10 protein-coding genes are annotated in these 12,324 nt (G+C 71.5%); 3 read left to right on the top strand and 7 right to left on the bottom strand.

Annotated features, from left to right (window positions below; genetic code table 11):
* Positions 1–70 precede the first annotated feature (70 nt).
* From LCN96_RS52450 to LCN96_RS52460, 3 genes are all read right to left on the bottom strand, one after another.
* A complete protein-coding gene (locus LCN96_RS52450) occupies positions 71–1,315 on the bottom strand; it encodes an MFS transporter (RefSeq protein ID WP_225269870.1) in 1,245 nt (414 codons plus the stop codon).
* Between the two features lie 23 nt (positions 1,316–1,338).
* Entirely contained in the window at positions 1,339–1,791 is a 453-nt protein-coding gene (locus LCN96_RS52455) for a MarR family winged helix-turn-helix transcriptional regulator (RefSeq protein ID WP_148439072.1), read from the bottom strand.
* Positions 1,792–1,922: 131 nt separating this feature from the next.
* Positions 1,923–3,362 (bottom strand): NCS2 family permease, encoded by a 1,440-nt coding sequence (locus LCN96_RS52460; RefSeq protein WP_225269871.1) that lies wholly within the window; start codon positions 3,360–3,362, stop codon positions 1,923–1,925.
* Positions 3,363–3,445: 83 nt separating this feature from the next.
* Between LCN96_RS52460 and LCN96_RS52465 the strand changes: the two genes are divergently transcribed.
* Complete coding sequence (locus LCN96_RS52465) at positions 3,446–3,658, top strand: DUF2530 domain-containing protein (RefSeq protein WP_225269872.1); 213 nt, start codon at positions 3,446–3,448, stop codon at positions 3,656–3,658.
* A 107-nt stretch (positions 3,659–3,765) separates the two neighbouring features.
* Positions 3,766–5,259: an alpha/beta hydrolase gene (locus LCN96_RS52470; RefSeq protein ID WP_225269873.1), complete on the top strand. Its 1,494-nt coding sequence runs from the start codon at positions 3,766–3,768 to the stop codon at positions 5,257–5,259.
* A gap of 55 nt (positions 5,260–5,314) precedes the next feature.
* Here LCN96_RS52470 and LCN96_RS52475 read toward each other — a convergent pair whose 3' ends face one another.
* Positions 5,315–8,365, bottom strand: a complete 3,051-nt coding sequence (locus LCN96_RS52475; protein WP_225269874.1) for a sacsin N-terminal ATP-binding-like domain-containing protein — start codon at positions 8,363–8,365, stop codon at positions 5,315–5,317.
* Positions 8,366–8,431: 66 nt separating this feature from the next.
* Positions 8,432–9,232, bottom strand: coding sequence for a DUF3027 domain-containing protein (locus LCN96_RS52480; RefSeq protein ID WP_225269875.1), 801 nt, complete (start codon positions 9,230–9,232; stop codon positions 8,432–8,434).
* Positions 9,233–9,346: 114 nt separating this feature from the next.
* Between LCN96_RS52480 and LCN96_RS52485 the strand changes: the two genes are divergently transcribed.
* Complete coding sequence (locus tag LCN96_RS52485; RefSeq protein ID WP_225269876.1) at positions 9,347–11,044, top strand: MFS transporter; 1,698 nt, start codon at positions 9,347–9,349, stop codon at positions 11,042–11,044.
* Positions 11,045–11,095: 51 nt separating this feature from the next.
* On the opposite strand, the gene LCN96_RS52490 is transcribed toward LCN96_RS52485, so the two are convergent.
* Positions 11,096–11,491: a cold-shock protein gene (locus LCN96_RS52490; protein ID WP_225269877.1), complete on the bottom strand. Its 396-nt coding sequence runs from the start codon at positions 11,489–11,491 to the stop codon at positions 11,096–11,098.
* Between the two features lie 92 nt (positions 11,492–11,583).
* Complete coding sequence (locus LCN96_RS52495) at positions 11,584–12,225, bottom strand: HAD family hydrolase (RefSeq protein ID WP_225269878.1); 642 nt, start codon at positions 12,223–12,225, stop codon at positions 11,584–11,586.
* Positions 12,226–12,324: the final 99 nt, after the last annotated feature.

A 12,324-nucleotide genomic window follows, 5' to 3' on the forward strand; every position in this document is an offset into this window, starting at 1 on the left:
ATTGTGCCCCGGCGGGTGCCCGCCCCCGCACCGCGCCCCCACGGCTCCCGCACCTACGACAGGCGATGACTCATGCCGCCATGGCGAGGTCGGGCTTGGCCACGCGCGAGCTGATCAGCCGCGTCATCAGCACGGCCAGCCCCGTGCCGACCAGGACCAGCACGCCGGACAGGATGACGCCCGTCCGCGGCCCGCCCAGCTCGGACAGCCACCCGATCAGCGGCGCCCCCAGCGGCGCCCCGCCGGTGAACACCAGCATGTAGATGCCCATGACCCGGCCCCGCATCTCGGGCGAGGTGGCGATCTGGACGCTGGCGTTGGCGACGGTGTTGATGGTGATCAGCGCGATCCCGGTGGGGATCAGCAGCAGCAGGTACGCGGGGTAGAACGGGGCCACCCCGGTGGCGATCTGGAACAGCCCGAACCCGATCGCCCCCGCGAAGAGCACCTTGCGCGACAGCCTGGCCCGGCGCGCGGCGAGCAGCGCCCCGCCGAGTGCCCCGACCGCGAACATGCTGGACGCCAGCCCGAACGAGGACGCGCCCGCCCCGAACACCTCCCGCGCCATGAGCGCGATCGACATCGAGAACGACTGCGAGAACATCGACACGAAGGCGATCAGCAGCACCGGCATGAGCAGTTCCTCACGCTGGAGCACGTACCGCAGCCCCTCGCGGAGCTGGCCCTTGGCCCTGGGGACGGGCTCGGCCACGTTCAGCTCGGCCTTGCGCATGAAGATCAGGCTGGAGATGACGCCGCCGAAGGTCAGCGCGTTGATCAGGAAGATCGGCCCCGTGCCGCCGAGCACGTAGATCAGCACGCCGGCGAGCGCCGGGCCGACCACGCGGGCCAGGTTGAAGATGGAGCTGTTCAGCGCGATCGCGTTGGGCAGGTCCTTGCGGCCGACCATCTCGACCACGAACGCCTGCCGCGTCGGCACCTCCACACAGGAGATCATGCCGAGCAGGAACGCCATCACGTAGACGTGCCACACCTGGGCGGTGCCCGTCATCGTGAGGATGCCGATGGTCAGCGCCAGCCCGGCCATGAGCGACTGGGCGGCGATGAGGATCGGCCGCTTGGGGTAGCGGTCGGCGAGCACGCCGCCGAACATCCCGAACAGCAACATCGGCAGGAACTGCAGCGCGGTCGCCGTGCCGAGCGCCGCCGCGCTGCCGTGGGCGTTGCCGGGGCCGGCGGTCAGGTCGAGCACCAGCCAGTCCTGCGCGGTGCGCTGCAGCCAGGTGCCGATGTTGGAGACGGTGCCGCCCGCCGCGAACATGCGGTAGTTACGAACCCTGAGTGACCGGAACATCCCGGTCCTGGGTTCTTCAGGCTCTATATCTTGCTGAGCTTCTCCAGGATCGGCGCCGCCTGCCTGAGGATCGACCTCTCCTCCGGCGACAACTCCTTCAACCGCTGTGTCAGCCACGCCTCCTTGCGGCGGCGCTCCTCCTTCAGCAGCTTCTCTGCGTCCTCGGTCACCGAGACGGTCACCTGACGCCGGTCGGTCGGATGCGGGGTACGGGCGACCAGGCCGCGTTCCTCGAGCGCGGCGATCACGCGCGTCATCGAGGGCGGTTGCACCTTCTCTAGCTCGGCCAATTCGCCGGGGGTTATCCCGGAATGCCGTTCCACCGCGGCGAGGGTCGCGAACTGTGTGGGCGTCAGCGAGTGCGCTGCCGCCTGTCGTCGTAGGCGTCGGTTCAGCCTTGCCAGCGACACGCGCAGGGCTGAAGCCAGACCTGCGTCGCTGCGCAGGTCCATCTTGGGCTGGGTTTTGGTTAGCATGAGTCATTACCTTTGCTAACTATACGGCAAGGCAAGATATTTCCGGACACAAGTGTCTTTCCACCCCTTGATACCCCGAAGCCGCCCCGCGTGGGCGGGACGGCTCCGAAGGTGTGACGGCCGGGTACGGGTCAGAGCCCGAGCGCGGCCCTGATCGGGCCGATGGCGAAGTACAGCGCGAACAGCGCGGCCACGCCCCACAGCAGCGGGTGCACCTCACGCGCCTTCCCGCGCACCACCTTGATCAGCACGTAGCTGATGAAGCCGGCGCCGATGCCGTTCGAGATCGAGTACGTGAACGGCATGATGACGATGGTGAGGAACGCCGGGATCGCCAGCTCGTAGTCGTCCCAGTCGACGTCCTTGATGGCGGTCATCATCAGGAAGCCCACGATGACCAGCGCGGGCGCGGCGGCCTCGTAGGGCACGATGGTGACGAGCGGCGTGAAGAAGATGGCCACGAGGAACAGCAGCCCCGTCACCACGCTGGCGAGGCCAGTGCGAGCGCCCTCGCCGACGCCGGCGGCCGACTCGATGTAGGTGGTGTTGGAGGAGACGGATCCGGCGCCGCCGGCGGCGGCCCCGAGGGAGTCGACGAGCAGGATCTCCCTGGTACGCGGCAGCGTCCCGTCCTCCTGCACCAGGTTCGCCTGACGGCCGACGCCGACGATGGTGCCCATCGTGTCGAAGAAGTCGGTGATGAGCAGGGTGAAGACGAGCAGGGCGGCCAGCAGCACGTCCACCCGGATGAACCCGCCGAACGGGTCGAACTCGGTGAACAGGACGAGCGGATTGTTGAAGCCGATGACCTGCTCCGGCACGACGGGCCTGTTGAGCTGCCAGGTGTAGGGGTTGTCGGGCGAGGACGGGCCCAGCTTGGCGATCGCCTCGACGATGATGGCCAGGATCGTGGTGCCGACGATGCCGATCAGGATGGCGCCCTTGACCTTGCGCGCCACCATCGCCGCCGTGGCCAGCAGCCCGATGATGAAGACGAAGATCGGCCAGGAGGTCAGGCTGCCGCCGATGCCCAGCTCCAGCGGCGTGCCCGCGGCCTTGCGCACGAAGCCGGCGTCGACGAAGCCGATCAGCGCGATGAACAGGCCGATACCCACGCTGATGGCGGTCTTCAACTGGGCCGGGATGGCGTGGAAGATCGCCGTCCTGAGCCCTGTCAGCACCAGCACGGCGATGATGACGCCTTCGAGGAAGACCAGGCCCATGGCCTCCTCCCAGGTCATCACGGTGGCGATCTGGAAGGTGACGAAAGCGTTCAGGCCGAGCCCGGCCGCCATCGCGAACGGCACCTTGCCGATGACGCCCATGAGGATCGTCAGCACGCCGGCCACGAACGCCGTGCCGGCGGCGACGAGCGCCACGGGGGCGGTCGCGCTGTCGGCGATGAACTCACCGCTCACGTCCTTGCCGTTGGCCAGGATCAACGGGTTGAGCACGACGATGTAGGCCATCGTGAAGAACGTGGCGATGCCGCCCCGTACTTCACGGGAGACGGTCGATCCTCGTGCGGAGATTGCGAAGAAACGGTCTATCGCATTACGTGTGTCACTCACGACGCGAAGAGTGACAGTCGTGGTGAGCTGCGAAAAGAGCCAGTGATGAGATCGAGACCCGATTGGAAGCTAGGCTGGACAACGTGAAGCAGCAGTGGCACCCCGACCCCGAGCCGATCAAGACCAACGACACGGCCGCCATCGCCGTCGGCACGGGCATCTGGGCGGTCGCCTTCCTCGCCCTGCTGATCTTCCGCCCCGCCCCGGAGAACACGTGGTGGATCTGGACCTGCCTGACGGGCGTGGGCTTCGGCTTCTTCGGCATGTGGTTCGTACGCAGGCCCAGGCGCGGCTGAGCGCCCCGAGGTGACATTCGTCATCTCCGGCTGTTCCCCGAAGTCACCTTCAAGTGGTGTTTCCGCCCACTACATCGGCATATGCCCGGCAACTCATGCTGGGGAGCATGAAGAAGCCCATCGCAACCTTCCTCCTGGGCGCCCTGGTGCTCACCGCGTGCAGCACCGGCGGCACCTCAGCACCGACCGCCGAGAACGGCACGGCGGGCACGGCGGGCACAGCGAGCACAGCGAGCACGGTGGCGTGGAGCACGTGCACCGACCTCGTCGGACCCGACGGCAAGCCGTTCACCCCCGGCCCCGGCGTCGAGTGCGGCAAGCTCCCCGTCCCCCTCGACCACGGCGAGCCGGGCGGCGAGAAGATCGACCTCGCGCTCATCCGCGTCAAGGCCACCGGCGACCGCCTCGGCTCGCTGGTGTTCAACTTCGGCGGCCCCGGCGCGTCAGGCGTGGACTCGCTGGCCATGTCCGCCACCGCGTTCGCCAAGCTCGGCACCCGCTACGACCTGGTCAGCTTCGACCCGCGCGGCGTCGACCGCAGCGCCGGCGTCACGTGCGGGAACGAGTTCGCCGAGATCATGGCCTCCGACGCGGACGCCGACCAGGACGCGCTGCTCAAGGAGTTCGTCCAGGCCTGCCGGCGGGAGTCGGGCAAGGTGCTGCCGCACGTGGGCACCGTCAACGCCGCCAAGGACCTCGACCTGCTCAGGGCCGCGCTCGGCGACGAGCGGCTCAACTACGTCGGCTTCTCCTACGGCACCCACCTCGGCGCCGTCTACGCCACGCACTTCCCCAAGAACGTCGGCCGTTTCGTGCTGGACAGCGCCTTCGACCCCTCGGTGACCTTCGAGGAGCGCGCCGTCATCCAGGCGACGGGCTTCGACCAGGCGCTGCGGGCGTTCGCCGAGGACTGCGTGGCCAAGAGCTGCGAGCTGGGCGACACCCCCGCCGCCGTCGTCAAGACGGTCGAGGACTTCGTCGAGGGACTCAAGACCGAGCCGGTCAAGGTGGGTGACCGCGAGCTGACGTTCTGGCTGGGGCAGCTCGCCGTCATCACCCCGCTGTACGCCAAGCAGAGCTGGCCCATGCTGGAGCAGGCGACCGCCGCCGCGCGCAAGGGCAACGCCACCATCCTGCTCGCCCTGGCCGACGCCTACACCGGGCGCCGCCCCGACGGCACGTACAACACGATGATGACCAGCCTGCAGGCGATCAACTGCGCCGACTACGCCGAACGCCCGACCGCCGCGCAGATGGAGCGGACCAACGAGCGGGTGAAGAAGATCTTCCCGGTGCTGTCCTTCGACGGGGTCACCAGCGGGGGGTGCGAGCACTGGCCGGTGCGCGGGGACGACGAGGCCAGGCGCATCGACGCCACCGGCTCGGCGCCCATCGTGGTCGTCGGCGGCAAGGGCGACCCGGCCACGCCGTTCCGGTGGGCCACCAGCCTGACGGCGAAGCTCAAGACGGCGGTCCTGGTCACCTACGAGGGCGAGGGTCACGGCGCCTACCTGACCGGCGACGCCTGCGTGATGAAGACCGTGAACGCGTACGTGATCGACGGCAAGGTGCCGGCCGCGGGCACCACCTGCGCCGCCTGATCAGCGGATCCGGACCGGGGAGGGCCTTCGGGGGCGCCTCCCCGGCGCGTCCGTGTCAGGACAGGTCGGCCTCGGCCAGCAGCAGCGGCACCGCCTCCGGGTCGCGCAGCAGCGCGGCCACCGCGAGCCGGTCGTTCCACTGCCCGGTCGCCCAGGCCAGCCCCCTGGCCAGCCCGTCGACGCCCGTGCAGTGCACGGCGCCCTCGAAGAAGCGCCAGGCGCACTCCACGCCGTCGACCAGCAGCTTCTCGTGCTCCACATACGTCTGCGGCGCGGTGGGCAGCAGCGACCGCACCTCGGCGGGCACCTGCCGCGTGACCCCCTCGGAGGTGACGGCGCCCGAGGTCAGCTCGCCGGCCAGCGGCAGGTCGAGCAGCTCGGACAGCGACTCGGCCAGGTCGTAGGAGGCCAGCACCAGCGGCCGGTCCGCGACGAGCTGCAGCAGGTCGGGCGCCTCCACCACCACGGCGTCCTCGGCCGAGGCCACCACGATCGCCCCGCCGAGCACCGCCCGCACCCTGGACGGCGGCGCGACCCGCGACGGGTCCACGGCGGCCAGTGCGATCCACAGGGCACGCAGCTGGGCCCGGTCGACCTCGATCGACTCGTCGGCCATCAGGTCGAGCAGCTCCTCCGGGCCGCCGTGCGAGGCGAGCAGCTCCGGCAGCGTCGTGCGCACGCCGAGCATCGACAGGGCGGCCTCGTCGAGCCCGGCGGGCGCGTCGGCGTACAGGCCCTGCAGCAGCGGGTCCGCGCCGGGCAGCCGCAGCTCCAGCGGCTTGCGCCCGCCCAGCACGGGGTGGTTGGCCAGCCACCACGCGGTGTAGGACGGCACCTCCACGCCCTCGACGCGCAACGGGTGCAGCGCGGCCCGCAGCGGCGGCGTGGTGAGCAGCTCCAGCGCGGCCGGCCAGTCGGCCACCAGCTCCAGGTCGCGCACCGCGAGGAACTCGGGCACCAGCGGCGGCACGTCCAGCTCGGGCAGCAGGTCGAGCACGTGGTCGAGCCAGTCGGCCTCGCCGTCGAGGTCGTGGTCGCACTCGTCGGGGTCGAGCAGCAGGTCGGGCTCGTGCACGACGGCGAACCCGTCGAGCACCCCGGCCGCGGCCAGCACGCGCGAGCCGTAGGTCTCCTCCAGCTCGGCCGCGGCCACCCCGAGATGCGTGTCGGACTCCAGCACGGCGGCCAGCGCCCCGTCGGACAGCATGAGCTCGCCGGCCGGGTACAGCTCGCCGTCGGTGCCGCGCAGCGCCAGCTCGGCCAGCCACGGCGCCTCGCCGGGGGCCAGCCCGGACGCCTCGACCAGCGACAACACGGCCCGCGCCACCGGCTCGGGGTCGGGGCTGTCGAGCGACTGCGCGACGGCGGCCTTGGTCAGCGGGTCGTCCAGCACCGTGCGGGGCGTGGCCTCGGCGGCGCCCAGCCGCAGCAGCGCCGGGTGCGCCGCCTCCGGGTGCACGATGCGCAGCCCGAGCGGCGTCAGGTCGAGCTCGGCGCCGCCGCGCCCAGCAGGATCGCCGGTCAGGATGAGGGTGCCGCGCGGCCCGCGCACCAGCCGGCCGTCGGCCAGCGGCACCGGCAGCGCGCCCAGCGACTCGGGGTCGTCGACCGGCAGCATGCCGTACAGCGAGCGCCACCACGACGGCTCCCGTGCCTGCGCGCCCTCGCCCGACAGCAGATCGACGATCTCCGACAGCTCCACCCTGCGCACCCCGAGCGCGGCCATCGCGGGATGGCGGGCGGGCCAGCCCGCGGGCAGCAGCCCCGGCACGAAGTCGGCGACGGTGGCGAGCAGCTCGGCCGAGGCGGCGGCCACGACGGCCGCCTCACGGCCCGTCACCACCCAGCCGCCGCCGTCGGGCTCGGGCGCCGGGTGCTCGACCTGCCACTGCGCGTCGGGCTCGTAGACCTTGGCGTCGGCGAACGACGGCGTCTGCACGGCCGGCGCGGGCGCCGACAGCGCGGGCAGCAGCGGCGTGCCGGGCAGCCGCTCCAGCACGGCACGGCGGACGCGGGCGTCGAGCTCGCCCTTGCCCATGAGCGAGGGCACGAGGTCGAGCAGCCTGGACGTGCGGGGCAGCTCGCGCAGCAGCCGCACGTAGGCGTCGGCGACGCGCTCGACCAGGAAGTCGGCCAGCGGCCCCTTGGCCACGTGCCGCCGGTCGGTGGCCATCGGGAACGAGGCGATCAGCAGCGCGGGCAGGTCGATGGGCTCGTCGCTGGGCGTCGGCGCGTGCACCACGGGCGGCACGGTGGCGGGCAGCGGGCCCGGCTCGCCGGTGCCGGTGACCGGCACCGCCCAGCGCAGCGACCAGTAGGGACGGGCCCGCTCCTCGGTGGGCCGGTCGGCGAAGAGCCTGCCCACCTCCTCGGGCGTGAACTCGCCGGACTCCGACACCACGTGCCAGCCGTCGGCGACGACCGTGCGCGTGTCGCCGTCGAGGTCGATCTCGATGCTCTCCAGCGCGGGCAGGCCGAGCAGCAGCGCGGGGCTGGTCTCGGCCAGCATGCGGCGCACGGCGTCGACGCTGGCCCGGTCGCGCAGCGGCAGCCGGACGACCGTGTCGAAGCCCTCGGGGATGTCGAGCAGCGGCGGCTCGTCGAAGGGCAGCCGCAGCAGCGGCACGTGCCCGCCGCGCTCGGCCAGCTCGCCCGCCAGCGCGGGGATCTCGGCGACCAGGGCCGCGGTCTCCGTGCGCGACCAGCGCACCGCCGGGGCGCCGCGCGAGCCGATGGCGGGCGCGTCGCAGACGGAGACCACCGCCGCGAACCCGACGCCGAACCGGCCCGCCGCGCCCGCCTCGTCGCGCTTGCCCGAGGCGCGCAGCGTGGACAGGCTCTCCACGCCGGTGGCGTCGAGCGGGGCGCCGGTGTTGGCGGCCGTCAGCAGGTCGCCCCGCAGTGTCAGCCGCAGCACCCCCGGCACGCCCGCCCGCAGCGCCGCGTCGGCGGCGTTCTGCGCCAGCTCGACGATCAGCCGATCGCGGTAGCCGCCGAGCGCGAAGTCCTCCTCCGCGTTGGCGTCTTCGCGGAACCGGGCGGGCGAGGCCGTCCAAGCCGACAGGACGGCTGCTCGCATCCGGTCAGTGCCGTAGGTGTCGCTCATTCGTCACGATCCTGGTTGGAGGGTAGGGGGCCACCGTAGGGTAGCGGCCTTCACCGACACTCACGATCAGGAATGGCCGAGCTCCTCGGAAGCCGATTCGTCCACCGAACCTGCTTCCTCCTCCATGAGGTCGTAACCCAGGTCGTCGAGGATCGGGATGGCCTGCTCCACGGGCGGCGGCAGCACGGCGGCCTCGGAATGGGCGCCGCAGCCGTGGTCGGCGGCCACGACCCTGCCGTCGTCAGGGGCGTACTCGTTGGTGCACACCCCGAACATCTGCCGCAAGCCACCCGCCAGCAGCCAGTAAAACCCGCAGGTGGAGCATTGCGCGGGAGCGGCGTGTGCGATCGGTGTGTGTGGCCCGTGCTCGCCCGAGTGCCAGCGCCTGGCAGCCCGGTCCTTGCCGATGGCCGAGAGCACACGGGCTCGGCCCAGGCCGTACTCGAAAACCGCCTGATGGTCGGCGTCGTCGTCGGTCTCGGTGAAACCCGGCGCGAGCCTGTCATCGTCGTCCGCGGTCGGCAGCAGGTCGCCCACGCCCAGGTCGCCGGGGCGCAGGCGCTCGCTCCACGGCAGCCACTCGGGCGCCAGCAGCGCCCCCGTGCCCGGCAGCAGGACGGCCTCGCTCACCGTGACCTTCTTCGCGCGCGAGGCACGCGTGACGGTGACGGCCCAGCGCCAGCCGCGATAGGCGCGGTCGAGGCAGGCGAAGTAGTGGGTGACGATCCGGTCGCCTTCGCTCTCATAACCGAGGTGCTCGCCGGGCTCGCCCGGCCGCGCTAGCTCCTCGGCCGCGGCACGCGCCAGATCGACCGCGGCGACACAGGCCTGGTCGGGAGCGGAGACGCGGGCCCTGGTGCGGCTCATCGGGCCGCCTCCGCCGAAAGGTGCTGTTCGCTCACACTTCATTCTCACCCATCACGGGACCTGCGGGGGCCCACACGGCTGAGATCGGGCCAGGATCGGGTAAGACTGGTAGTCGTGGAGGGAGGCTGGGACCGGGCACGCCAGATCTCCCGGCGGGTGGCGCGTGGCGCCGCGGACGCCGGACGCGCGACCGTGCGCGCCACCAAGGCCACCGCGAGCGGCACCGCGCGGGCCGGCAAGGCCACCGCCAAGGGGGCGCGCAGCGTCGGCAAGGCCACCCGCAAGCTGACCTACGCCAGCGGCGCCGGCCGCACCGGGCTGGGCCGGCTGATCGAGCTGTCGGCCGGCAACAGCGCCTGCGACGCGCTCGTCACGGTGGCGCTGGCCAGCACCGTGTTCTTCGGGGTGCCGGTCGGCGAGGCGCGCGGCTCCGTGGCCCTCTACCTCGTCATCACGATGGTGCCGTTCGCGCTGCTGGCGCCGTTCGTGGGGCCGATACTCGACCGGTTCAGGTCGGGCCGGCGCTACGTGATGGCCGGCACGCTGTTCGGGCGCGGCCTGCTGTGCTTCGCCATGGCGGCGGCCGTGGGGCCCGGTGACCTGCCGACGTTGTTCATCGGGGCGCTGGGCGTGCTGGTGCTGTCCAAGGCGTACAACGTGTCGCGGGCGGCCATCATGCCGAGCGTGCTGCCCGCCGACATCACGCTGGTCTCCGCCAACGCGCGGGTGGCCCTGTTCACGCTGGTCGCGGCCGGGGTCGCGGTGCCGGTCGGCGCGGGCCTGACCGCGTGGCTGGGCAGCGCGGCGATTTTGCGCGTGGCCATGCTGGGCTTCCTGCTGCTGGGCGTGGTCGCCGTACGCCTGCCGCGGCACGTCGACTCCCCCGACACCGAGGAGGAGGGCGCCGCCCCGCGCTGGCGCACCCTGCTCAAGGTGGGGCCCGCGGTCGCCGAGGCGGTCTGGGCGAACGTGGCCGTCCGCGTCTTCTCCGGGTTCCTGCTGTTCTTCCTGCTGTTCCTGGTGCAGGACAAGGCGGTGCCGTGGCTGGCGGCCGCCGAGCCGTGGGCGCGCGACCCGTTCTTCGACATCCCCAAGACGATCGCGGTGCTGGCGGGCGCGGCCGGGCTGGGCGGCCTGGCGGGCGCCGCGGTGGCCAACTGGACGCGCAACCACGCGCCGCAGCTCATCGTGCTGGCCACGCTGGCCACCACCGTGGTGACCGCCATCGTCACCGCGATCTTCTTCGGGGTGTGGACGGCGCTGGTGATCTCGCTCGTCGCGGCCTTCGCCCAGGAGCTGGGCAAGCTGGCGCTGGACGCGATCGTGCAGCGGGAGATCGGCGAGGAGGTGCGCTCCTCCACCTTCGGCGTGGTGGAGGCGGTGCTGCAGCTCGCCTGGGTGTTCGGCGGGCTGGTCGGGCTGGTGCTGTCGCTCACCCAGAGCAGCGTGGCGGGGCTGGTGACGCTGTCCGTCGTGCTGACCGGGGCTTTGGGGTGGCTGCTGATCTCGCGCAGGAAGCGGGTGCGCGCCGCCAAGGCCAAGCTGCGCCGGCACCGGGCGGAGGCGCCCGCTGGGGCCCCCGCCGGGGCCGCGACCGCCACCTACGCCGAGTCCGCGGCGCACGACGAGTCCTCCGCCTACGACGACGCCTCCGCCTACGACGAGTCGTCGGCGTACGACGAGCCGACCCCGTACGACACGACCGTCCCTCACGACCGGCCACGGGGCGGTGCGGAGCCGCCGCAGCCGCCGCAGCCGCCGCGCAAGGACAAGCTCGACTCCACCAAGCCCCTCACCAACCCGAACGGCTGACCGCCCCCGCGCGGGAGGGCGGGGGCGAGGCTCCGGGATCGCGGGAGGGGGTCAGGCGTCGAGGTCGTCGGCGACCGCCCGGAGCACCTGGGCGATCTTCTTGGCGTGGGCCGCGTCGGGGTGCTTGCCCCGCTGGTAGGAGGTCGAGACCCCGTCGAGCAGCTTGATCAGGTCCTCGACGATGACCACCATCTCGTCCGGCTTCTTCCGCTTGCCCTTGGGCTTGGTCTTGGCCAGCGTCGGCGGCTGGTCCAGGATCCGCACGGAGAGCGCCTGCTGGCCCCTGCGGCCCTCGGCCACGCCGAACTCGACCTTCTGGCCGGGCTTGAGCGGGCCTGCGCCGGCGGGCAGCGCGGATGAATGCACGAAGACCTCACCGCCGTCGTCGCGGGTGAGGAAGCCGAATCCCTTGTCGGCGTCGTACCACTTGACCTTGCCACTCGGCACAGGAGGACCTCGTTCAAACAGTCGAAAGCAGGATGGATGGATGTAGGTTATGCCCCGCGCAGCGCCGGGGCGACCGGGTAAATCCGGGACAATTACCGAAGCACATCATGCTCGTGCCAACCCGCGAACCAGGCGGCGAATTCGGTCAGGTCGCCCAGTGCCACATCTGCTCCGTGATCACGCAGCTCTCCCACCGTGTAAGGGCCGGTCGCCACTGTCACGCTCACGGCGCCGCCCGCGCGTGCCGCCTGGATGTCCGCGACATGGTCACCAACATAAGCCGCCGCGCCGAAGCGCGCGAGTGCCGATCCCTTGCCGGCGCCGAAAACCGAGCCGACCACTTCGTCCACATCCAGCCCCAGCACCTTGACCGTGCCCCTGGCGTCGCGGACGTTCTTGCCCGTCACCACGATGACCCCGCCACCGGCCCGCCGTACGGCCGCGATCGCCTCGTGCGCGCCGGCCATGGCGGTGTGTACCGGAACCCCCATTTCCGGATATATCTCTCGATAGAGGTCGGCGGCAGCCGGCACCTCCTCCGCGGGCAGCCAGTTGGCCAGCTCCACCTCAAGTGGCGGCCCCAAGCGGCTCACGATCGCCGCGCTGTCAAATGGCACGCCCAATCGCACGGCCAGCTCGTCGTAAACGGCCGCGATGCCCGTCCGCGTGTCTGCCAAAGTCATGTCAAGGTCGAAACCCACCGAAGTCACCACATGCTGCAGGATGCCAAACAAGCCTCTACCCCGCGTAACCGCCCTTGTTCCGTGGCATGAGAAATGGAAGAAAGGAGTTACTTATCGGAGAGGAGCGGCCGTGACCGCCAGGAGCCCACC

Origin of the sequence: Nonomuraea gerenzanensis (genome assembly GCF_020215645.1) — a bacterium.
GTDB classification, from domain to species: Bacteria; Actinomycetota; Actinomycetes; order Streptosporangiales; family Streptosporangiaceae; genus Nonomuraea; species Nonomuraea gerenzanensis.